This is a genomic window from Halosolutus amylolyticus, from assembly GCF_023566055.1.
GTDB lineage: Archaea > Halobacteriota > Halobacteria > Halobacteriales > Natrialbaceae > Halosolutus > Halosolutus amylolyticus.
The window spans coordinates 203,772-225,576 of the sequence record NZ_JALIQP010000005.1 but is presented as its reverse complement, the minus strand read 5'-3'; the positions used below and the strand labels follow the sequence as shown (position 1 = coordinate 225,576).

The following is a 21,805-nucleotide window of genomic DNA, read 5'->3' as shown; positions in this document are numbered from 1 at the left end:
GATCGTCCGCGGGCCTCGAGACCCCGTCCGGCGTCTCCAAAGGGTTTTGCCCCGCTCGACCAACTCACTACCATGGACGCTCGAGGAACCGTCGAGGGGATCTACGTTGCGCCGGATTCGGGCGAGCCGATGCGGGAACGCGATTCCGTCGAAGCGGTCGCCGGTCGTGGACTCCGCGGCGATCGGTACTTCCGCGAGCAGGGGCTGTACGACCGCCGTGAGGACCTGCCGGAGGCGACCGACGTCACGCTCGTCGAACGGGAAGCGCTCGACGCGGCGGCCCGCGACGACGGGACGGAGCTTCGGCCGCGCGAAACGCGACGGAACGTCCTGACGCGGGACGTTCCGCTGAATCACCTGGTCGATCGGGAGTTCCGGGTCGGGGACGCGACGCTCGTCGGCGTCCGGCTCTGTGAACCCTGCAGCTACATGGAGTCGCTCGCCGAAACGGACGGCGCGGTCGCCGCACTGGTCCACCGCGGCGGGCTGAACGCGAACGTCGTCGACTCGGGGACGATCTCGATCGGCGACGGCGTCGAGTTTTGAGGAGACCGGGGCGGGTACAGGACCGGGATCCGGAAGCCGAAACCCGGAAAACGGGGAACCACCTACCGCCACCCATGAGCGAAAAGACGGGCACGTTCGTCGTCACCCACGCCGAGTCGGAGTCGGCCGTGGTCCGCGACGTCGAGACCGCACAGGTGCACACGCTCGCGACGAATCCCGGCCTCGACGTTCACGACGTCCTCGAGGGAACCGTCGCGCCGGATCCGCCGCTGGAGGTCACGTGGCAAGTGGTCGAGGTCGAGGACCGGCGATCGATCGACCTGGTCGATAGCGACATGGAGCCGACGACACGGGAGAAGTCCCTCGCGGACGAGGCCGACGTCGGCGACCTCGTCACCGAAGAGCGGGCCGGAACCGGGGAGATTCACGTCCTCCGTCTCCCGGACGATGAGGTGGAGGCCGCCGCCCAGGACGTCCTCGACGACGAGGAGACGATCGCACGCGCGGCACGGCTCGAGGCGGTTCGCGTCGAGGTGCGCCGATCGATCGACGACGGCGTGGTGAGCGTGCGGTACCTGCCGGATTGAGTTCGGTGAGCGGTTCGAGACGAGCGATCGGGGCGGGAAGCGGTCAGCCCTGATCCGGACTCCCCGCGCTCTGGACCTGCCAGCCGCCCTCGATCCCGCAGGCCTCGCGGACCTCGTAGCTGATCTCGGTGTCCGCGTCGACGCGCTCGCCGCCGTCGACCCGTTCGACGCGCAACGGCACGTCGAGCGTGTTGCCACAGCAGCCGACGCCGACGAACTCCTCCCAGACGTCGCCCGCCCGGGCCTGCTCCCGAGTTTTCCTGAGGAACGCCCGGAACGACGGTTTCTCGACCTGGAACCGGCCCCAGTCCGAGAGATCCGACGGGTACGAGATCACGATCCGATCGGCGCGGGGGGGTGCGTCCGACGGTTCGTCGGCGAGGTCGCCCTCGGAGTCCGGTTTCGGCGATTCGGACGCTGACCCTGGTTTCGACGTCATGTTTCTGCCTACGTACTCGAGGGGCTTCAGGGCGTCGCGGTTCGGCCGTAGTAGTCTTCGTGGATGTCACAGAAATTGAGAAGGCTTACACGGGCCGACCAACAGTGGACGGGTATATGGGGTATTTCGACGTACCGGAGATCGACTACACCCGGTACAGTAACCGGCAACTCGCGGCGGTGCCGCTCGCTGTGCTGTTCGTCGCGATCGCCGTGATCGGCGGCTGGTACCTGTTCACCGGTGCACCGGCCAACTACGGGATCGAGTTCGCCGGCGGCACCGAGATGACCGTCGAGACGTCGACGCCGGGAAGCGAGATTCCGGCCGCGTTCGACGAGGACCCGTCGTCCGTCCAGCAAACGGCGGACGATCGGTACATCGTCCAGTTCACCGAAACCGACCAGGGCGCGTTACGATCGCAGGCCGAAGAGAACCTCGAACCGACGGACTCAGGCGACGACGTGGTCCAGTCGCTGTCGGGCGTCTCCGAGAGCTTCGGGGACCAGCTCAGGACGACGGCGCTGTTCGGGGTCGCGATCGCGTTCGTCGGAATGAGCGTGCTCGCGTTCTTGCTGTTCAGGACGTTCGTCCCCTCGATCGCGATCGTCCTCTCGGCGTTCTCGGATCTCGTGATCCCGCTGGCGTTCATGAATCTCGTCGGGATCGAACTCACGCTCGGTACCGTCGCCGGACTCCTGTTGCTGATCGGGTACTCCGTCGACTCGGACATCCTGCTGAACAACCACATCCTCCGACGGAGCGGTGACTTCTACGAGAGCACCCACCGGGCGATGCGGACCGGCGTCGTGATGACGGTGACGTCGATGGCGGCGATGCTCGTCATGGCGGTCGTCTCGTACGCGCTCGGGATCGGGCTGCTCGCGTCGATCGGGATCATCCTCTTCGTCGGACTCGCGGCCGACCTGATGAACACCTACATGCTCAACCTGAGTCTCCTTCGCTGGTACAAGTTCGAGGGGGTGCGACGATGAACGTCAAGGACACGATCGTCTCGAACTGGCGCGTCCTGCTGTTGCTCGTCTTCGTGGCGTTCGCACTGTTCGCGCTGTTCGTCCCCGGCGGCGTCTTCGCCGAACAGAGTACCGCGGACGAGCAGGCGGCGAACGAGAGCGTACAGGCCGACGACGGCGGCTTGACGAACCTCGTCTACGGACTGGGACTCGACGGCGGGACCCGGATCAGCGCGCCCGTCGTCGGCGTGACCGCCGAAAACGTCGAACTGACCGACTCTGCCGATCCGGGCACGCTCGAGAGCGACGTGGCCGCGGAACTCGACGTCGAGGCGACGGACGTCCGCGTCGAACGCGCCGACGACGGCAGCTACACCGCCGAGGTGTTCGTGAAGAACGTCTCCACCGACGATCTTGCTGGCGCGCTCGACAGCGCTGACAGCGCGGCCGACCACGGCGAGGTCCGGGACGGCGTCACGCAGTCGACGCGCGACGACACGGTTCAGGCGATCGATTCGAAGATCAACGAGGCCGGACTGTCGGGCGGCGACGTCTCGGAACGTTCCGGCACCACACCACAGATCGTCGTCGAGGTCCCCGATCGGGGCGACGACATGAACGAACAGGAACTGCGGGAACTGCTCACCGAGCGGGGCGTCGTGACGGTCGTCGCGTACTACCCCGAGAACGGGACGCAGGTCAACGAGACCGTCCTCGAACGGGACGACTTCGAGTCGATCGGTTTCGCGTCGTACGACGAGCAGCGGGACCAGCACTACGTCTCCGTCACGCTCACCGACGAGGCCGCCTCGGAGTACCAGTCGAAGATGAATGAGTACGGCTTCACCGGCGAAGGCGTCGGCCAGTGTCAGATTCACGACCGACAGGCCGGCGAGTTCGACTTCGACCACGAGGGCGATCGGTGGTGCCTGGTCACCGAGGTCGACGGCGAACCCGTCGACGCCCACAGTATGGGGGGCGACCTCGCACGGGGAATGCAGGACGGCACGTTCGAGAACGATCCATCGTTCCGGATGATCGTCCCGTCCCAGGAAGACGCCTACTCGCTGTCAGTCAACCTCCGCGCGGGCAGTCTGCCCGCGCCGCTGGACTTCGAGAAGGGAGAGGTGTTCTCGATCACCCCCGCGCTGGCCGACGACTACAAGATCTACTCGCTGTTCATCGGCCTGCTCTCGGTGCTGACGGTCAGCGGCGTGGTCTACCTGCGGTACACGAACGCCCGGGTCGCCGCGCCGATGATCCTCACCGCCCTGTCGGAGGTGGTGATCCTGCTCGGGTTCGTCGCGCTGATACGCATGCCGCTGGATCTCTCCCACATCGCGGGGTTCATCGCCGTCGTCGGGACGGGGGTGGACGACCTCGTCATCATCGCCGACGAGGTGATGGACGAGGGCGACGTCAGTTCGCGGCGGGTGTTCGAGTCGCGCTTCCGCAAGGCGTTCTGGGTCATCGGCGCCGCCGCGGCGACGACGATCATCGCCATGTCGCCCCTGGCCGTGCTCAGCCTCGGCGACCTCCAGGGCTTTGCGATCGTCACGATCCTCGGCGTCCTCGTCGGGGTGCTCGTCACTCGACCGGCCTACGGTGACATCCTGGAACACCTCCTGACCGATCGCTGACCGCCCATTTTCGCCGCTCACTCGGTTCGACACCGCGGACACCAGTCGACGGTCCCGTCGTCACCGTAGACGCGCGCGAAATCGATCGAGACCGGGGTTTTACACTGCGTACAGATCGGCATCGTCCCAACCGATCGCCGCGACCAGCAAGAGGACTCAGCCTGCGATTGCTACCGCCCGGGACGCCGTCCGGATTCGATTCCGGGCCCAGACGCGACTCAGTTCGGAACGACCGACGTTATCCCGACGCTCTCGAGGATGATCCAGCCGACGAACAGGCCGTACAGCACGAGCAACGTCCAGGCCTCGCGCTCGGAGAGGAGCATGTTCGTTCGCATGACGGTGAAGAAGACGATCGTCGCGAGGATCAGGAACGCCATCATCGGCACGATGTGGGGGAACGTGATCGTCAGGGAGCCGGCCACGAGGACCCCGAGCGGGACCGCGACCAGCAGGTCGAAGATGTTGCTCCCGAGGACGTTCGCGAGGCTGACGGTCGCCCGACCGCCGCGGGCGGCGGCCACACTGACGAACGCGTCGGGGATGCTCGACCCGGCGGCGACGACGACCATCCCCCAGAGGAACGCGGGGGTGCCGAACGCCTCGCCGAGGCCGATCGCGGCCCGGACGAGGCCCTCGACGCCGACGACGATGAACGCCAGGCCGAGGACGAACCAGCCCCACGTCCGGAGCAGGGCCACGTCAGCCGGTTCCTGGCCGCTCTCGGTGAGATCGAGGTACTGCGTGAACAGGTAGAGCACGTACAACCCGAGCGGGAACAGCGCCAGCGGGCGCGTCACCGTCCCTTCGAGCCCACCGCCCGAGAGCGGGTAGTAGATCACCGCAAGCGAGAACGTCAGCAGGAGGCCCGCGACCGCGAGCATGTAGAACAGCGCCTCCTTGTACACCAGGTCGCGGTTCGTGTCCATCGTCCCCCCGACCAGCGCGGCCACGCCAGGGATCACCAGCAGGTTGAACACCGCCGAGCCGACGATCGCGCCGACGCCGAGTTCGAACTCATTGTGCAACAGCGTCGCGACGAGTACGCTCACCAGTTCGGGCATGCTCGATCCGACGGCCGCGATGACCGCACCCTGGACGACCCGCGGAGCCCCGTACCCGGCCGCGAGCGTGTTCGCCGCCTCCTCGAGCCACGTGCTTCCCTTCCAGACGACGAGCGTGGCACCCGTCGCCAGCCCGAGGAGGACGAGGACGTCGATCATGACAGACACTCTGAGAAACGCGCGCTTAAATCCGTCCCTACGGATCGATCGACGACGCGCTCGAGAACTGCCCGAGACCCGTCTGTTCCGCGTCGGCGAGGACGTCCTCGCAGGTCGACCACGACGCGCGGGCGACGGGCGGCAACTCGCCGTGGTCGGCGACGTAGCGCTCGAGGAACTCGCGGGTGGTCGGATCGCTCGGGTAGCCGCTCCCGATCGGGCCGTACTGCTCGGCCAGTCGGGCGACGTGGGCGTCGCGTTCGACCTTGGCGACGATGCTGGCCGCGCCGACGAGTCGAGAGTCGTCGTCCGCGCCGTGTCTCGCGTCGACGTCGACCGGGACCGCACAGGCGTCGGTCACACGGCCCGCGAACCGATCGGCGTCGGTGTCGCAGGCGTCACAGAGACCGGACGGGACGTCGGCGCTGGAGCCGTGATCGTCGGGGACGGCCGTCTCGATCGCGTCGGCGTGGGCTCGCACCGTCAGGGAGTTCATGTCCGTCGCTGGGTCGTCGATCCGATCGGTCGTGATCTCGGCGACGCCGACGCGGACCCGATCGTCCGCGCGGAGCGTGGCGGCCAGTTCCTCTCGTCGATCGGGCGCGAGTCGCTTCGAGTCGGCGATCCCGTCCGGGAGCGCGTCGGGGTTCTCGAGCCAGATCGCGGCCGCGAACATCGACCCGATCGCCGGCCCCTTCCCCGCTTCGTCGACGCTGAATGGCATGTGTCGATCCCTCGTTGGACGGCACAAAAGTCGTTGTGACTCGCCGTCGGGGACTCATACGGATTGCTGTAGTCAGGTACCGCCGATCGTCGATCCCGTCCTGGTGATCGGCGGTACATAGTTACAGCAATCCGTATCAGTCGGTCGCTTCGACGGCGTCCTCGGTTTCGGCACGCGGCTCGTCTCGGAAGTACGCCTCGAGTTCGAACGGTTCGTCCTCGCCCTCGACGCCGGTGACGTCGAGCGCCGTCACCTCGGCGTCCGTGTCGAGGAGGCCGGCCAGACTCGGCTCGGTCCGGCCGTCGTCGCTGCTGATCAGTTCCTTGATGTAGAGGCCGCCCTCGCCGTGGACCCGCACCTCGGCTTCGGTCGGCGCGCGGAGGTCGCCCTCGATCGCGTGGACGATCCGTTCGCGGGTCAGGTTCGCCCGTCGGTGATCGACCCGCTGGGGCGTGTACTGCTCGACCGTGGCCCCGTCGAGCGTCTCGAGTGCGCCGTCGAACGCCTCCTCGTCGATCGGGTCGGCGAATTCGACGTCCGCGCGGTAGCGCTTGCTCGCGTCGTGTTCCTTGACGCGCTCGACCATCTCGTAGGTCGCCAGTCGGAGCCCCTCGACCTCGACGCTCCCCTCGGTGGCCTCGTTGATTTCACGTTCGAGTTCGGCCGGATCGGGATCGCGTTTGCGCGGGCGTTTGACCTCGAGGACGAACGGCCGGCCCTCGCCGAGCATCCGGGCGTCGACGTCCTCGCGGCCCGCGCCGTGGAAGGTGCCCTCGTCGCCGTCCATCGCGTCGACGACGTGCGGCCGGACGACCTGCTCGACGCTGGTATCGTACATGTACCCAGAGCCGCCGCAGTACTCGCAGTCCACTTCGCCGTCGTCGCCCAGCTGGACGCCGCTGCCGCCACACTCCCGGCAGGGCCACTCCGTCTGCGGGATGTCCCGCTCGAGTTTCCGATACCGGCCGTAGACGAACGCCGGGTTGACCTGCAGATCGATCGCGTGGCTCGTCACGTCGTCCCCGTCGAGGACGGCGAACGGATCGAACCCCTCGAGGTCGACGACCGCGAGCACGTCCGGGCGTTCGAACCCGACCTCGGCACCCGTCGCCGCGCCGACGCGACGGCCGACCTCGCGGTTCACCTCGCGCTTGATCGACTCGCCGGCCTCCGGATCGAGGTCGGCGTCCTCCCGGAGGAGGCGCTCGTTCTCCTCGATCAATGGCGGCACCTGTGACCCCACCTGGTAGGTGTCGAACTCGATGCCGTCGAGCGTGTCGACGATCGTCTCGGCGATCGCGTCGAAGGTGCCACAGTAGCCCTCGCAGACCCAGCACTCCTCGGGGACGACGGGGTCGAAGTCCGCGTCGTCTTCCATCGCGACCGTCGTTCGCAGCGCCCGGCCGCGCTCGACGTTTGTCAGCCCGAAACTCCGCTCGGCGAAGGGGCGGCCCAGACAGGAGTCACAGACCGGCCCCGTCGCCAGCAGCGCACGGGCGTCGTCGGTAAGCATGGCCGTGACTCGGGCGGCCGCGGGTAACACGTTTTCCCTTCGGATCAGCGCGGGGGTCGACAGCCGGCCGACCAACGCGGCAGTCGGCCAGCGCGGCAGTCGACGGCCGTCCGACAACCACGATCGTCGAGTGCTCGATCGACCGGACAGTCCCCACGAGGTTCATATAGGTGGGGTCCTAGCCGGCGGACATGGACGAGACGCGATTGAGTCGGCGCAGACTGCTCTCCGCGGCGGGTGCTGGGCTTGCCGGTGCCGTCGCCGGCTGTACCGAGCCCCGGGCGGACAACTCGATCGAGGGCACCTCGTCGCACGAGATCGATCGGGGGAACCTCGCCGACGGCTCCGTTTACACCGAGGTCTACGAGACGCTGATCGACTCGGTCACCCAGGTTCGGGCCTTCGGCGTCAACGATCCGGTCACCGGGGAAGAGGGGCGTGGACAGGGGTCCGGCTTCGTCGTCGACGACAGTCACGTCGTCACCAACCAGCACGTCGTCGCCGGGGCCGAGGACGCCGACCTCCAGTACATCAACGGCGACTGGACGAGCACGCGACTCGTCGGGACCGACTACTACAGCGACCTCGCGGTTCTCGAGGCCGACCACGTCCCCGACGCCGCGACGCCGCTCTCGCTCGCCGACGATCGCCCCGTCGTCGGCCAGCAGGTCGCCGCGATCGGCAACCCCTACGGACTCGAGGGGTCGATGTCGACGGGGATCGTCAGCGGCGTCGAACGGACGCTGAGTCCGCCCGGCCGACAGTTCTCCTTCTCCGACGTGGTCCAGACCGACGCGGCCGTCAATCCCGGCAACAGCGGCGGCCCGCTCGTCGATCTGGACGGCGACGTGATCGGCGTCGTCAACGCGACCAGCGGGGAGAACATCGGCTTCGCCATCTCGGCATCCCTGACGAGTCGCGTCGTGCCGTCGCTCATCGAGGACGGATCGTACGACCACCCCTACATGGGAATCGGGCTCCGGACGGTCGATCGACTCGTCGCCGAAGAGAACGACCTCTCGGAGGCGACCGGCGTCATCCTCACCGACGTCTTCGCGGGCGAAGCCGCCGCGGCGGCCGGCCTCCGGGGAAGCGACGGGGCCGTCGAGCACCGCGGCGAACTCATCCCGGTCGGCGGCGACGTCGTCCGCGCGCTAGACGGCGAACCGATCCCGGATCGGCACGCGCTGTCGACGTTCCTCGCACTCGAGACCAGTCCCGGCGACACGATTACCGTCGACTACTGGCGCGACGGCGCCGATCGATCGACGGAGTTGACGCTCGGGGCGCGGCCCGAGGTGTAGGGCCGCTGTTCCGGCGACGTCCCCGATCGACCGGATGTCGCACCAGCGGAGTCCCCGATCGACCGGATGAGACGGGACAGCGGCGACCGATCGGGACCGGACGCACAGGCGACCGAGAACGCCCGGTAAACAGTCCGTTGAATGGAGTCAGTACCCTGATTGACACCACCGGTCTCGGCACTCGTCCACCCGTAACGGCCTCGTACCCGTCGGAATTCGTGACGGTCACGTATCGCGACGTTGCCGTCCCGGAACGGGCGGAAATCAGTCGTTCCGGATCGCTCGCGGGGTTTAGCGAGTCGATAACAATAGGTTGGTACCGGATAGGACCAGTCGGCGCAACCCCATCGCCGCCTGGCCTCACATGACGACCGACTCCGACATCGAGCCCCGACGGCCGACCGAACCGACGACCGACCTCGATCACGTCACGATCGAGAACGAGGACGCCCCCGACGAGTGTGCCATCTTTCCCCACGAGTCGAGCGACCTCGACCAGATGACCAACTGGATCGTGGCCCACGACGACTCGTTCGTCGATCTCACCACGATGCGCTAGGCCCATGGCAGTGGAACACCCCGTCACGGCCGCCGGCTTCTGGATCGGGACTCTCCTGCCCGTCGCCTACGTCCCCGTGATCCTCGCCGGGATCGACTCCATGAGTCGGCTCTCGCTGTTCGTCGGCCTGCTCGCCCTCCACGCCCTCGCACTCGTCATCGGTCACGAGTACGACGGCTCCCGAACGCGGTGATCGCGGGCCTGCGCGCTCGATTGCCGGCCCCTCCCTGACGTCCGATCGCCGGTCCACTGCTGACGCCCGTGGGCCCCAACCGAGTCCTCTCGACCCCGATCGGGTATCGACTCCCTAGACAGTGTTTCACATCCGAGAAAAGGGCTACGTACACCCACGTGGTGTGGTCACACATGAACGCTCGCTGCCCACTCTGCCGTCGACCGGTCCCGGGAGACGCCCAGCACTGGTGTGAGTGCGGGTACACGATGGACGCACGGTGCTCGGAGAACCATCGATCGTGGTGTGCCGTCCACGGCGAGGACGCCTGGATCGGGGCACTCGAACTGTAGCGCGGGCGCTACCAGAGCTGTACGCGGGGCGTCTCGCACGTGTCACAGACGATCGCCCGGTTGTCCTTGTAGACTCCCTGCTCGAGTTCGCCGTCCGGACAGTGGGGGCACGACCGGCTCGCGAGCATCGACAGCAACTGCGCTTCCTGCCCGCCGGACTGCGAGGACTGTGATTTCGCCATGTAGCCATTCCATACCCAAGAGCGGCGAAACCGTTGGCCCTGCCTATGCAATGCGAGTCGGACAGTCGCCCGCGACGACCGGTGCGAGTCGACAGGGCTATTTTCCCGACGGGTGAAGCCCCGCAGGATGTGGCCCTGGGGACACCTCGCCGTCGCGTACCTCCTGTATACCGCCAGCACGAGGTTCCGGTTCGATCGACCGCCGCGTGCGTGGCCCCTCCTCGCCCTCGCCGTCGGCACCCAGTTTCCCGACCTGGTCGACAAACCCCTCGCGTGGTCGGTCGGCATCCTGCCCGGCGGCCGGACGTTCACCCACTCGCTGCTGGTCGCCGCGTTGTTCGTTCCCGCGATAACAGCGGTCGCGATCCACCTCGATCGGCGTGAGGTCGGCGTCGCGTTCGCCCTGGGATACGTCACGCACCTCTTTACGGACGTTCCGCCATCGGTGTTCGCCGGGGATCTCGCCGGGGTCGCGTACCTCGCGTGGCCCCTCGTCGACCAGCCCCCGGAGGACCCCGTCGGCGGCCTCCTCGACGCCATCCTCCACTACTACGCGATGGGGCCGTACGAGGTGTTCCAGCTGGGCCTGTTCGTCGTCGCCGCGCTGGTCTGGTATCGCGACGGCCGGCCCGGTCTCGAACGCCTGTGGTCGTCGATCGAGCGACTCGAAACCCGGGTCCGGTCCTGAGCCGATCGGCCAGCCCCGGGACGGACGGGTCGTCGACTCGCTCCCGCACGGCCATCGCCCCGCGGAAAACCGTGGCCCCTTTGCCCGCGGTCGACCTTCCCTCGCTATGCGCCAGTTCGTACTCATCGCCCACGACGTCCCCACGGAGCCCGACTTCTCGCTCGACGACCTCGCCGGCGGCGCCGGACGGCTCGACGCCCTCTGCCGATCGATCACCGCCTCGTTCGTCACCTCCCACGGGATCCGCGAGGACGTCCGCACCCATCTCGTCGTGCAGGACGAACTCACGATCAGTTTCGACGGGAGCGAACTGCGGCGGCTGAACCCCGACGAGCGCTCCACCGCGGCGCTGGTGCGCACGGCACTGGAGCACCGCGACGAGGCGATCGGCGCGCTCCCGGCCGAACCCAGCCCCGGCATCGAGGTCTATCGCCGCGGCTTCGAGGCTACGCTCGACGACCTCGCGAGCGAGGGGCCGATCGTCCAGCTCCACGAGGACGGCGAGGCGATCGCCGACGTCGACGAGTTGTCCGATCCGATCTTCGTGCTGTCCGACCACCGGGATTTCACCGACGCGGAGGCGGCCACGCTGGAGGAGCGGGTCGATCGACGGCTCCGACTGGGTCCCGAACTGTTGCACGCCGACCAGGCGATTACCGTGGCCCACCACTACCTGGATACCGCCGGGTACGCGGAGTTTTGAGGACCGGAATCGCGATCGGGCGGTCCGACAGCAGCTTTCGGAAGCGTTAAACGATCCGACGCTCACAGTTCGAATGCGGGCCGGTGGGGTAGCTTGGTATCCTTCGGCCTTCGGGTGGCCGTAACCGCAGTTCGAATCTGCGCCGGCCCATTTCTGCCCGCGAACTTTAACCGACGAGCGAAGCGAGTCGTGTTCGTGAGCGGGCAGAAATGTAGCCGCAAAGATTCGAGCAGACGAGGCGCGCGCAACGCAGTGAGCACGTCTCGGCGAGTTCGAATCTGCGCCGGCCCATGCGATCGAACGACGTCCCTGAGTAGGGGCCGGGTCTTCCGGGTAACGTGTAATCAGGCAGAACCATTATACATGTATCTGTACAAGTTCGCAGTCGGGCCGGAGCGGTAGGTGGTGATGGTGGTTCCTCCAGCCCACGTTTCGATTCGCTGACCCTACTCTTCAATCCCACGCTATTGGTTGACGTGCATCACGGGCGAAACCGATCGAAAGAAGTTATCGAACAGACACGGTCGTACCGAACCGGACTGCGGTACCCGTCAGTCCCGGGTCCGCAACGAGCGAGCGAATCGAAACCGGCGGGGCCGCGCGAGGGACCCGATCGGCACGTCGATCGCGATCCCCCGCGGCGTCCTCACTCCTCGAGCCACGCCGTGACCCGATCGGCGACCGCCGCGGCGATCGCGTCGGCGAGTCGCTCGGGCGTCTCGGTGAGATCCCAGGCGACGGCCCCGGACTGGGTGACGGTCACCCACTCGACGTAGTCGTGGCGGTCGAGTTCAACGAGGAGGTCGGCGACGACGCGCTCGTCGAGGCGACAGTCGAGTGCGGACTCGATCACGTCGACGAGTTGCGGGGTCGTCGCGACGATTCGGCGGTCGGTTTCGGCGTCGGCGGCGGTCTCGGCGGCGATCGATGGGGTGGAGGGCGGTGTCGACGGCGACGGGGGTCGATCGGTCATTGACTGGGAACCGGGTCTGGACCAGATCGTAGTAATTTTTGTGGTACTCACGCCGCCGTGGGTGTGACCGGTCGCTGAACGCCGTGTCGGGTTCGGCTCCCGGTCGGCCCGCCTCGGCTACCCCACCAGTTCCGGGAGGATTTCGAGGAAGACGCCCACGAGTCCCAGGTAGACGACCACTCCGACGATCGTGATCGCCAGCGCGACGAGGAACGGGACGATCGTTCGAGCGTGGGGGTGGACCAAGCGCCCGAATCGGTGTGGATCGGTCATCTGTCGACCGGGCCCCGTCCCGTCGCCCGCGACCGCGTACCGAGACGTGCCGGCCGGCATCCCCGAAGTCGTTCGTGCTGTGCCATACGATCGATGCCAACGCGGCGAGGCTTGAAAGTCAGTCAGACGACCGTACGACAGGCATCGCACACCGAACGGGGGTGCCACTGCCGCGATCGACGGTGGCCGGACCGCGTCAGTTCGGGGGTCGGCCGATCGCCCCACGTCAGCGCGGTCGAGGCACAACTGTTACTGGTCACGGGGACGTCCCTCCACCGATGACCGACGGACTCGACGCGGAGATCGAAGACGCGGCCGCCGTCGCAACGCGGCGGGACGAACTGGCGGCCCGCGTCCGGACCCACGCGGGACAGATGGCGCGCGAACTGGCCGTCCTGCAGGGCGGCGATTACGGGCAGGAGACGTTCGACACCGACGGCGGCACCTGGACGCTCAAGTACGAGGCGGGCGACGTCCAGTACCTCCGCTTCGAGCCGAACTCGGGGGCCGAGACCTACGTCGTCTCGAGCAAACAGCCGCCGGAACCCGGCCCACTGGAGACCGCGATGGCCGACTACGAGGCGTTCGTCGACGCGTTCAACGATCACATCGACTCGTTCGACGGCCTGCTCGCGGAGACGCCCGACGAGTTCCCACCGATCGCGTCGACGGCGGAACTGGTGGCCGAGCGCGATCGGATCGTCGAACGGATCCGAGACGTGGCGAACGCGATGGCGTGCGAACTCCACCGCTACGACGGGGAGTACGGAACCTACGCGACGACGGTGTCGGGCCGGCGCTGGGAGCTAAAGTGGGAGGGCGACGTCGCCTCGTACCTGCGGGTCGGCGGCAGCGACGGCACCTATTTGCTCTCCCAGTACGGACCGGCCTCGGCACCGGACGTGCGGCGACTCGCGGACGACGTCCCGGCGTTCGTCGACGCCTTCAACGACCACGTCGACGACCTCGAAGCCGATCTCTCGCGGGTCTCGTTCGACGAGCAGTGAGTCGGGCGGGCCACCGCCCCGGTATTCGATCCCCCGGAGCCGCGAGAGAAAAGATCGCCGGAGTCTAGACGTCGACGTACTGGTCGACCCACTCCTGGCGTCGTTGCAGTTCACGTCGCCCTTTCGGGGTCAGTGCGTAGTAGTTCGTCCGCCGATCGAGTTGGCCTTTCTCGACGAGTTCCTTCTCGACGAGGGTGTCGAGATTCGGATACAGCCGGCCGTGGGTGACCGGCTGGTCGATGTAGTGGTTGATGTCGTCGAGAATCTCCTGGCCTGACGGTCGGTCCTTGCCCGCGATGACGTACAGCAAGTCACGCTGGAATCCGGTTAGCTGATCCATGGATCACCCTCTGAAAACGAACCTTCACCGATCCGTGGTTTTGTTATAGAGATGGTACGGTCCTGCACCCTCACCCAAACGCACCACGGCGGAGCGCGAACGACGGCTGCCGGCCACGACCTGCGACGCCGGCGAGCGTGACGCGGCGTTTTTGACCGCGACCGCCGTACCGGCCGGTATGTCGAGAGATCCGCTCGCCTGGGAGACGCTCGATCGACGGGTAGCCTACACCTGTCCGGGGTTCGACGTGGTTAACGAGTCCGTTCGCCTGCCCGATGGAACTGAAACCGACTTCGACTACCTCTCGGAACCGGCCAGCGTCTGCGTCCTCCCGTTTACCCCCGACGGCGACGTCGTCTGTATCGAGGAGTGGCGACAGGCCGTCGACCGCGTCAGCCACGGCCTCCCCGTCGGCGGCACCGAACCCGACGACGACGACCTCGAGGCCGCCGCCCGCCGCGAACTCGCCGAGGAAACCGGTTACGAAGCCGATCGGCTCGAACCGCTGACCACGGTCGAACCGGCGAACGGCATCGCCGACGTCGTTCTGCACTTCTTCGTCGCGCACGGCTGTCGCCCGACCGCCGAGCAGCGACTGGATCACAACGAAAGCATCCGAGTCTCGACGATGCCGTTCGAGGAGTTGCTCGAGGCGGTGCGCAAGGGGACGATTCGCGACGGCCGGGCGGTTCTCGGCGTCTCCTACTATCACCTGTTCGGCGACGGGTGAGCCTCCGCCGGGAGCGGTTGCCGATCGTCCCGCGGGCCGATCGATCGTCCTGGCGTCGTCCTCTCCTCCGGTTAGCCGCCAGCGCTCTCGTTCGACTCGTTGTCCCCGCTCTCGTCGTCAGTTTCGTTGTCTGCAGTCTCGTCCGTCTTGTTATCCGCGGCCTCCTCGTCCGTCTCGTTGTCAGCCCCGTCCTCCGCTGGCTCGTCCGTTTCGTTGTCCGCGGCCTCGTCCGTTTCGTTGTCCGCGGCTTCGTCCGTCTCGTTGTCCGCGGTCTCGCCACCGTCATCGGCGAGTTGGTCTTCCAGTTCGGACGCGTCGCCGAGCGTCACCGTCTCGGCGTCCGCGTTCCCGATCGTGAACGACGAGACGGATGCCTGTGAGACCGTCTCCGTGGTCGCGTTGTCGGCTCCCTCCTGCTCGGCTGTCACGTTCTCGTCCTCGTCCGCGTTTGCGGTCTCGTCCTGCTGTCCCGTTTCGGTATCCGCCTCTTCGAGCGTCTGGATCGTCATCGTGTCGATCGCGATCTGGTCGACGTCGAACTGCTCGATCGTGAGTTCGTCGAGTTGTTGTTCCTGCGTTTCGTTTCCGTCTTCTTCGGCGGACTCGTTGTCCTCCTGCTCGCCGTCCTCGTCGTCACCACCGAGGATCCCCTCGAAGAAGTCGCCGATCCGATCGAGGATGCCACTGTCTTCCTCGACGGTCAACTCGGCGATGGACAGTTCCTCGGCGTCCATCGTCTCGATGGTGAGGTTCTGGACGGTGAGTTCGTCGGCGTCCTCGTCGATCAGGTCCTGGCCATCTGCTTCCCCGTTCTCTTGGGTGGCGTTCTCGTCCGCTTCAGCGGTGGCGTTGTCTTCTTGGGTGGTGGCGTTGTCGTCCGCTTCGGCAGTGGCGTTCTCGTCTTCTTGGGCGGTGGCGTTGTCGTCACTGACGTTACCGTTTTCTTCGGCGGTAGCGTCGTCCTCGTCCGCTTCGGTCGTACCGTCCGTCTCCTCGCCGTCGAGTTCGAGGTCCTCGATCGAGACGTCCTCGAGTTCGAGCGATTCGATCTCGATGTCGGAGATCGTCACGTCTTCGCCGGTCGCGTTGCCCGCGTCGTCGGTCGTGTTCTCGTCGTCAGCCCCGTTCTCCGCCGGCTCGTCGTCCGTTTCGTTGAGTGCCTCCTGGAGTTCCGCTTCGTTCCCGATCTGGAGAGTCTCGACGTCCAATTCTTCGATCGTCGCGTTCTCGACGGTGACGGTATCGAGTTCCAGTGTGCCGACCTGGACGTTCTCGAGTGTTACGCTCACGTCTCCGGCGTCGTCGGTCGCGGTCGATGTCGTCGCACCGGCGAGGGCGGGACCCCCCGAGAGTGCGACCATCAGGGCCACGAAAACGACGCCGATCGTCTGCGCTCGTGAAACCATGCGCTCCGGCCTACGGTGGTGTCCCGGCTAAAACGGGGTGACTGTTACACCCTCGTCTCGGCGAAACGATCGGTTTGGCACGTGTAACGGTCTCCGATCGCCGGGCCTCGCGGTCGATCGCGTGACGGCACCGGAGAGCCCCGACGGCCGCCCCGAGTTGCGATCGATGGGCGTTGTGCTTGCACCCGCTACCCGACTATCCCCGCCGCGGGGGAACGAGACGTTACCGGCACCACGTCCGGGGCGACCGATCGCCGGGACGAAAACCGTCATGACTTACGTCAGACGGCCCAACGGACGAGCGATGCGCGAGTGCTTCGAACTCCGGGAGACGGACGCAGGCGGCCGAATCGGCGACCTCACGGTGCCGCGTGCCGACGTCACCGTCGAGACCCCCGCCCTCCTGCCGGTGATCAATCCGAATCTGGACACGATCAGCCCCCGCCGACTCGCCGAGGAGTTCGGTGCCGAGATCCTCATCACGAACTCCTACATCATCTACGGCACCGACGACGTTCGCGAACGGGCCCTCGAGGACGGCCTGCACGATCTGCTCGATTTCCCCGGCGCGATCATGACCGACTCTGGCTCGTTCCAGCTTTCCGAATACGGCGAGATCGACGTCACCACCGAGGAGATCCTCGAGTTCCAGCACGCGATCGGCTCGGACATCGGAACGCCGGTCGACATCCCGACGCCGCCGGACGTCTCCCGCGAGCAGGCCGAACGGGAACTCGATACCACCCAGGAGCGCCTCGAGATCGCGGAAGACGTCGACACGGGCGAGATGCTCGTCAACGCTCCCGTCCAGGGATCGACCTACCCGGACCTCCGGGAGCGGGCCGGCCGGGAGGCCGACGCAACCGATCTCGACGTCTTCCCCGTCGGTGCCGTCGTGCCGCTGATGAACGACTACCGGTACGACGACATGGTCGACGTCGTCGCCGGCGCAAAACGGGGACTGGGCGCAGATGCGCCGGTCCACCTCTTCGGTGCCGGCCACCCGATGATGTTCGCACTCGCCGTCGCGATGGGCTGTGACCTCTTCGATTCCGCCGCATACGCCCTGTACGCCCGCGACGATCGCTACCTCACCGTGCGCGGCACTCGCCATCTCGACGACCTGGAGTACCTCCCGTGCTCCTGTCCGGTCTGTCTCGAACACTCTCCCGACGACCTCCGGGCGCTGCCCGACCGGGAGCGCGAGGAGGAACTGGCCGCACACAACCTCCACGCCACCTTCGCGGAGATCCGCCGGATCAAGGAGGCCATCCGCGCGGGGAACCTCCTCGAACTCGTCGAACAGCGCGCTCGCGCTCATCCCGCCATGCTCGACGGCTACCGCGCCCTGCTCGATCACGCGGCCCAGCTAGAGCGCACCGACCCCGTCTCGAAAGGCTCGTTCTTCTACACCTCCCACGAGAGCGCTCGCCGGCCCGAAGTGCTCCGGCACCACCAGCGCCTCGATCGACTGGCCGTCCCCGACTCGCTGTTGCTCACGGAAGGACGATCGGCCGACGGGAGCGGGTTCGACGACTCGTGGCGCGTCGAGCCACCGTTCGGCCCCTTCCCGCGGGCGCTCTCGAAGAGCTACCCGCTCACCGCCGAGGTCCCGGACCGAACCGATCGATCGGCCCTCGCGGCCGCGGCGGATGGGGTCGCACGACTCGTCGACGCGAACCCGGAAAGCGAGTTCGCGCTCGCTCACCGGGGGTGGCCCGCGGACGTGCTCGATCGCGTCCCGGACGGCGTCGCGCTGATCGACCTGGCGGACGACCGCGCCTGAATCGGCGCGGCAACTGTACACATCCCGCAGACCCGCGACGTGTGGGACAGATACAGGTCGCCGAGACGTGTGGCGGCAGGCACAGGTTCGTTCGAGGTGTGAACCAGATGGTATATTTTTCGAAGGGACCAACCGTCGGACGTGCCCGTCCGCTCTCGTACTACGATATTTCTGGGGCTTCTCGTCGTCCTCGTGCTGGCCGGTGCCGGGCTGTTCGCCGTCGACGTCGGGTCGACGACGCCCGATCCCGTCGCGTTCGACGACACGGTGCCGGTCGGCCTCACGCTCGAGGCCGAGTACGCGCTCGGCGACGACGTCGCACTCCCCCGCGCACAGGTGTTCTACTCGCAGTACCAGTACGTCGTCGGCTACTACGGCGTCGAAACGTTCGTCGAGAACCAGCGCGGGCCGGACCACGAACAGCGGTTCGGCCACCCGCTGGCGGTGTACGTCTCCGACTACGGCGGAACCGGGATCGAACTGACCGACGAGGGGTACCCGGTCACCGATCGATCCCCCGGCTGGATCGCGGCCGAGGAGGCGTGGTACGTCGTCGACAGCGATGCACGAACGCCCGCCGGGGACACCGTCGTCTCGTTCGCCGATCGCGAGGAGGCGGCGGCGTTCGCCGAGACCCACGGCGGCACGCTCCACGCGTGGGACTCGCTGCTCGAGGTCCCCTTCGAGAGCGACGACGCGACCGTCGCCCGCGACCGCGTCGACGATCGGCGCGACCTGGCGGACGAGCGGGTCGACGCGGCCGAACGGCTCGCGGAGCGACCCACGTCCGTCGTCGTCGGCGAGGACGCGGCCACCGTCCAGGGGGCGATCGACGAGGCGCCGGCGAACACCACCGTCGTCGTCCCCGAGGGGGTCTACGCGGAGACGATCGAGATCGATCGCCCGATCACGCTCGCCGGCGAGAGGAACGCGACGATCCGCGGCGACGGCAACGGCACGGTGATCACCGTCACGACCGATCGGGCCGCGATCCAGGGGCTCGATATCGAAGGCGTCGGAAACCGGACGAAAGGCGGCGAGGAACTCCCCGTCGAGATGGACGACGAGGCCTGGGACGCCACCTTCACGAAGTACTACGCCGGCACCGACGCCGGGATCGGGGCCTACACCGCCGAGGAACTCCTGATCGAGGACGTCCGCATCGACACCCCGGCGAGCGGGATCATCACGTACGAGAGCACGGACGCCGTCATCCGGAACGTCACGGTAGTCGGGCCCGAGGACCCGTCCGACGGGCTCGCCGGCATGTTGCTGTACCACTCGCCGGTCGTCGTCGAGGACTCGACGGTCATGGGCGCTCGGAACGGTATCTACCTGTTTCGCTCCCCGACCGCCGTCGTTCGCTCGAACGCGGTCGAGGGGAACCAGATCGGCGTCCACCTGATGCACACGAACGACGCCCTGATCGCGGACAACGAGCTTCGCGGCCAGGAGAACGCCGGGCTGTACATCATGACCGGACCCGTTGGAAACGCGGTCGTCGGGAACACGGTCCGGGACGCGGCGATCGCCCTCAGTGTCGGCGGGAGCGATACCTACGTCGCATCGAACCTCGTCGCCGACTCCGAACTCGGCCTTCTCGTCGGCTCGACCGCGTCGATCTACGAGAACAACGTGATCGCCGGCAACGACGTGGGCGCGGAGGTCTCCGCCATGCTCCCGACGAACCGCGTCGTCGGGAACGACTTCGTCGGGAACGACGCACACGCCGACGCGAGGTCGGGGCCGCTCCGGGTCTGGAGCGACGGCGACGCCGGAAACTACTGGCAGGGCAGTGCCACCGTCGCCGACGGGGACCGGGCCGACATGTCGTACTCCCCCACCGACGCCATCGATCGGCGCTTGCACCGGACTGACGGGACGCCGACGCTCGTCCGGGCACCCGCGCTCAGGGCCCTCGCCGGACTCGAGGGCTCGGTTCCCGGGATGCGAACCGGCAGTATCGTCGACCAGGCACCGACCTGCGAACCGAACAACCCGGACCTGCTCGAGCGCACCGAGTGGGCCGAGCACGCCTGGACGTGCTACGAGACGACACGGACGATCCATGACTGACACGCTACCGATACTCGAGGCGACCGACATCGACCACGACTACGGGACGATCTCCGTCCTGGAGAACGTCTCCGCGACTCTCCGCCGCGGGGCCGTGACGGCCCTGATCGGCCCGAACGGCTCCGGCAAGACGACGCTGATCCGATCGCTCGCCGGCCTCCACGAGCCGACGGCGGGCAAGATCGCGTACCACGGCCCCGAGACGGCCCGACGGATCGGCTACCTGCCCCAGCACCCCGCCTTCCGGCCCGGGTTCACGTGCCTCGAGACGCTCGAATTCTACGCGTCGCTCGTGGGGGGCGACGAAACCGCCGCGATGACGCACCTCGATCGGGTCGGACTCGCCGACGCGGCCGATCGACCGGTCGAGGCCCTCTCTGGCGGGATGACCCGTCTCCTCGGCATCGCACAGGCGACGATCGGCGACCCGCCCGTCGTCGTCCTCGACGAACCCGGCAGCGGGCTGGATCCGGGGATGAGCATGCACGTGTTCGACGTCGCGGCGGAACTCGCCGACGACGGGATCGCGGTCCTGCTGAGTTCTCACGACCTGGAACTCGTCGAACGGGTCGCCGATCGCGTGCTGATCCTCTCCGACGGCCGGATCGTACGGCGGGGCTCGACCGCGCAACTGCGAGACGAACTCGACGCCGACTCGCTGTGGGCGGTCTACGAGACCGCGATCGGCGGCGATCTCGATACCGTCCGGGTACAGGGGGGACACGCATGAGCGGCGAGCTACAGGCCACCGAACCCCGGACGGCCGGCCGGGAGGACGCGAGCGAGACGGATCGCTCACGGCCGGCCGCACCCGACCCGAAACGCCGTCTCGCGACGATCGTCGGTCGGGAACTCCGGACGGTCCTCCGGACCCGGACGTTCTTCGTGCTCGGACTGGCGTTCGCCGCCGTCCTGCTGGGGATCGCCTGGGTCGGCGGGAGCGTCCGGGCCGGCTACGTCCCGACGCTGGTCGACCTGCTCACGCCCCTGGAGTTGCTCGTGCCGGTGGTCGCCGTCGCCTACGGCTATCGCGCCATCCTCGGCGACGAGCAACGCGGCGAACTCGACGTGCTGGAGACCTACCCCGTCTCCCACCGCGAGATCGTCCTCGGCGTCTACGCCGGGCGGGCGATCGGCCTCCTCGCGACGATCGTCCTCCCGCTGGCGGTCGTCGCCGCCGCGGTGGTTCGGTTCGAGGACGACGCGCTGTCGGTCTACGCGTCCCACTCGGGGGCCGACTCCCCGATCCTGTTCGCCCGGTTCGTCGTCCTGACGGTCCTGTTCGCGCTGGCGGTGCTCGCCGTCGCGATCGCGATCTCGGCGGCGGTCAGCGGCACCCGCAGCGCGCTCGCGCTGGCGGTCGTCGCGCTCGTCGTCCTGCTGGTCGGCTTCGACCTGGCGATCGCGTTCGGGGTGTCGGCCGGCGCGATCGGCGACGCGGAACTCGTCTACTCGCTGGCGCTCAGCCCGCTCAGCGCCTATCGTGGACTGGTCTTCGAGAGCGCGATCGTCGTCGCGGCAGGGACCGGGCCGGCGGTCGCCTCGCCGATCGCGAGCCTGGCGAGCCTCGCCGCCTGGACGATCGGTTCGCTCGGATTCGCGGCGTGGGCGCTGAACCGGTGAGGGCCCGACAAAAGAGCGATCGTCTC

The 21,805-nt window shown here is 67.5% G+C and carries 26 protein-coding genes and 1 tRNA gene; 17 read left to right on the top strand and 10 right to left on the bottom strand.

The window, feature by feature from the left end:
- Positions 1-72: 72 nt before the first annotated feature.
- Positions 73-546, top strand: a complete 474-nt coding sequence (locus tag MUN73_RS19175; RefSeq protein WP_250142121.1) for an MOSC domain-containing protein — start codon at positions 73-75, stop codon at positions 544-546.
- Between the two features lie 74 nt (positions 547-620).
- Complete coding sequence (locus MUN73_RS19170) at positions 621-1,094, top strand: DUF5812 family protein (RefSeq protein ID WP_250142120.1); 474 nt, start codon at positions 621-623, stop codon at positions 1,092-1,094.
- 43 nt (positions 1,095-1,137) lie between these two features.
- Here the strand turns inward: MUN73_RS19170 and MUN73_RS19165 are convergent, their stop codons facing one another.
- A complete protein-coding gene (locus MUN73_RS19165; RefSeq protein ID WP_250142119.1) occupies positions 1,138-1,533 on the bottom strand; it encodes a DUF7968 family protein in 396 nt (131 codons plus the stop codon).
- Positions 1,534-1,649: 116 nt separating this feature from the next.
- Between MUN73_RS19165 and secF the strand changes: the two genes are divergently transcribed.
- Positions 1,650-2,525 carry a protein translocase subunit SecF gene (gene secF, locus MUN73_RS19160; protein ID WP_250142118.1) on the top strand — a complete coding sequence of 292 codons (876 nt, stop codon included), beginning with the start codon at positions 1,650-1,652 and terminating at the stop codon, positions 2,523-2,525.
- A complete protein-coding gene (locus tag MUN73_RS19155; protein WP_250142117.1) occupies positions 2,522-4,144 on the top strand; it encodes a preprotein translocase subunit SecD in 1,623 nt (540 codons plus the stop codon). The genes secF and MUN73_RS19155 overlap by 4 nt, the downstream gene beginning before the upstream one ends.
- A 17-nt stretch (positions 4,145-4,161) precedes the next feature.
- On the opposite strand, the gene MUN73_RS22830 is transcribed toward MUN73_RS19155, so the two are convergent.
- The 4 genes from MUN73_RS22830 to MUN73_RS19140 all read right to left on the bottom strand — a co-directional run bounded on the left by MUN73_RS22830 (position 4,162) and on the right by MUN73_RS19140 (position 7,604).
- Positions 4,162-4,266 (bottom strand): DUF7563 family protein, encoded by a 105-nt coding sequence (locus MUN73_RS22830; protein WP_425492739.1) that lies wholly within the window; start codon positions 4,264-4,266, stop codon positions 4,162-4,164.
- Positions 4,267-4,362: 96 nt separating this feature from the next.
- A complete protein-coding gene (locus MUN73_RS19150; RefSeq protein ID WP_250142116.1) occupies positions 4,363-5,367 on the bottom strand; it encodes a sodium:calcium antiporter in 1,005 nt (334 codons plus the stop codon).
- A gap of 37 nt (positions 5,368-5,404) precedes the next feature.
- Positions 5,405-6,091, bottom strand: coding sequence for a ribonuclease HII (rnhB, locus tag MUN73_RS19145; protein ID WP_250142115.1), 687 nt, complete (start codon positions 6,089-6,091; stop codon positions 5,405-5,407).
- 136 nt (positions 6,092-6,227) lie between these two features.
- Positions 6,228-7,604, bottom strand: coding sequence for a tRNA pseudouridine(54/55) synthase Pus10 (locus MUN73_RS19140; RefSeq protein WP_250142114.1), 1,377 nt, complete (start codon positions 7,602-7,604; stop codon positions 6,228-6,230).
- 191 nt (positions 7,605-7,795) lie between these two features.
- Between MUN73_RS19140 and MUN73_RS19135 the strand changes: the two genes are divergently transcribed.
- The 4 genes from MUN73_RS19135 to MUN73_RS19120 all read left to right on the top strand — a co-directional run bounded on the left by MUN73_RS19135 (position 7,796) and on the right by MUN73_RS19120 (position 9,992).
- Complete coding sequence (locus MUN73_RS19135) at positions 7,796-8,908, top strand: S1C family serine protease (protein ID WP_250142113.1); 1,113 nt, start codon at positions 7,796-7,798, stop codon at positions 8,906-8,908.
- Positions 8,909-9,272: 364 nt separating this feature from the next.
- A complete protein-coding gene (locus tag MUN73_RS19130) occupies positions 9,273-9,467 on the top strand; it encodes a DUF7511 domain-containing protein (protein ID WP_250142112.1) in 195 nt (64 codons plus the stop codon).
- 4 nt (positions 9,468-9,471) lie between these two features.
- The gene (locus MUN73_RS19125; protein ID WP_250142111.1) at positions 9,472-9,660 is read left to right on the top strand and encodes a DUF8028 family protein; all 189 of its coding nucleotides are present in this window, start codon (positions 9,472-9,474) and stop codon (positions 9,658-9,660) included.
- A gap of 173 nt (positions 9,661-9,833) precedes the next feature.
- On the top strand, positions 9,834-9,992 hold the full coding sequence (locus MUN73_RS19120; protein WP_250142110.1) for a hypothetical protein: 159 nt from the start codon (positions 9,834-9,836) through the stop codon (positions 9,990-9,992).
- Positions 9,993-10,000: 8 nt separating this feature from the next.
- Here the strand turns inward: MUN73_RS19120 and MUN73_RS19115 are convergent, their stop codons facing one another.
- Entirely contained in the window at positions 10,001-10,174 is a 174-nt protein-coding gene (locus MUN73_RS19115) for an HVO_A0556 family zinc finger protein (protein WP_250142109.1), read from the bottom strand.
- A 127-nt stretch (positions 10,175-10,301) separates the two neighbouring features.
- Here MUN73_RS19115 and MUN73_RS19110 point away from each other — a divergent pair, with 127 nt between their 5' ends.
- The 3 genes from MUN73_RS19110 to MUN73_RS19100 all read left to right on the top strand — a co-directional run bounded on the left by MUN73_RS19110 (position 10,302) and on the right by MUN73_RS19100 (position 11,715).
- A complete protein-coding gene (locus MUN73_RS19110; protein WP_250142108.1) occupies positions 10,302-10,862 on the top strand; it encodes a metal-dependent hydrolase in 561 nt (186 codons plus the stop codon).
- Positions 10,863-10,968: 106 nt separating this feature from the next.
- A complete protein-coding gene (gene trmY, locus MUN73_RS19105; RefSeq protein ID WP_250142107.1) occupies positions 10,969-11,565 on the top strand; it encodes a tRNA (pseudouridine(54)-N(1))-methyltransferase TrmY in 597 nt (198 codons plus the stop codon).
- Positions 11,566-11,642: 77 nt separating this feature from the next.
- A tRNA-Pro gene (locus MUN73_RS19100) sits at positions 11,643-11,715 on the top strand.
- A 496-nt stretch (positions 11,716-12,211) separates the two neighbouring features.
- Here MUN73_RS19100 and MUN73_RS19095 read toward each other — a convergent pair.
- Positions 12,212-12,538 (bottom strand): hypothetical protein, encoded by a 327-nt coding sequence (locus MUN73_RS19095; RefSeq protein ID WP_250142106.1) that lies wholly within the window; start codon positions 12,536-12,538, stop codon positions 12,212-12,214.
- A gap of 117 nt (positions 12,539-12,655) precedes the next feature.
- Positions 12,656-12,811 carry a hypothetical protein gene (locus tag MUN73_RS19090; RefSeq protein ID WP_250142105.1) on the bottom strand — a complete coding sequence of 52 codons (156 nt, stop codon included), beginning with the start codon at positions 12,809-12,811 and terminating at the stop codon, positions 12,656-12,658.
- Positions 12,812-13,089: 278 nt separating this feature from the next.
- Here MUN73_RS19090 and MUN73_RS19085 point away from each other — a divergent pair, with 278 nt between their 5' ends.
- Positions 13,090-13,818 (top strand): profilin-fold protein, encoded by a 729-nt coding sequence (locus MUN73_RS19085; protein WP_250142104.1) that lies wholly within the window; start codon positions 13,090-13,092, stop codon positions 13,816-13,818.
- A 64-nt stretch (positions 13,819-13,882) separates the two neighbouring features.
- Here MUN73_RS19085 and MUN73_RS19080 read toward each other — a convergent pair whose 3' ends face one another.
- Complete coding sequence (locus tag MUN73_RS19080; protein WP_008162643.1) at positions 13,883-14,158, bottom strand: PadR family transcriptional regulator; 276 nt, start codon at positions 14,156-14,158, stop codon at positions 13,883-13,885.
- 178 nt (positions 14,159-14,336) lie between these two features.
- On the opposite strand from MUN73_RS19080, the gene MUN73_RS19075 reads away from it, so the two are divergent.
- Entirely contained in the window at positions 14,337-14,888 is a 552-nt protein-coding gene (locus MUN73_RS19075) for an NUDIX hydrolase (protein WP_250142103.1), read from the top strand.
- 71 nt (positions 14,889-14,959) lie between these two features.
- Here the strand turns inward: MUN73_RS19075 and MUN73_RS19070 are convergent, their stop codons facing one another.
- A complete protein-coding gene (locus MUN73_RS19070; RefSeq protein WP_250142102.1) occupies positions 14,960-16,294 on the bottom strand; it encodes a midas domain-containing protein in 1,335 nt (444 codons plus the stop codon).
- Between the two features lie 304 nt (positions 16,295-16,598).
- On the opposite strand from MUN73_RS19070, the gene tgtA reads away from it, so the two are divergent.
- The 4 genes from tgtA to MUN73_RS19050 all read left to right on the top strand — a co-directional run bounded on the left by tgtA (position 16,599) and on the right by MUN73_RS19050 (position 21,779).
- Complete coding sequence (tgtA, locus tag MUN73_RS19065) at positions 16,599-18,080, top strand: tRNA guanosine(15) transglycosylase TgtA (RefSeq protein WP_250142101.1); 1,482 nt, start codon at positions 16,599-16,601, stop codon at positions 18,078-18,080.
- Between the two features lie 141 nt (positions 18,081-18,221).
- Positions 18,222-20,156 carry a NosD domain-containing protein gene (locus MUN73_RS19060; RefSeq protein ID WP_250142100.1) on the top strand — a complete coding sequence of 645 codons (1,935 nt, stop codon included), beginning with the start codon at positions 18,222-18,224 and terminating at the stop codon, positions 20,154-20,156.
- Positions 20,149-20,886, top strand: a complete 738-nt coding sequence (locus MUN73_RS19055; RefSeq protein WP_250142099.1) for an ABC transporter ATP-binding protein — start codon at positions 20,149-20,151, stop codon at positions 20,884-20,886. Before MUN73_RS19060 ends, MUN73_RS19055 begins: the two co-directional genes overlap by 8 nt.
- Positions 20,883-21,779 carry an ABC transporter permease gene (locus MUN73_RS19050; RefSeq protein WP_250142098.1) on the top strand — a complete coding sequence of 299 codons (897 nt, stop codon included), beginning with the start codon at positions 20,883-20,885 and terminating at the stop codon, positions 21,777-21,779. Before MUN73_RS19055 ends, MUN73_RS19050 begins: the two co-directional genes overlap by 4 nt.
- The last annotated feature ends 26 nt before the right edge of the window (positions 21,780-21,805 follow it).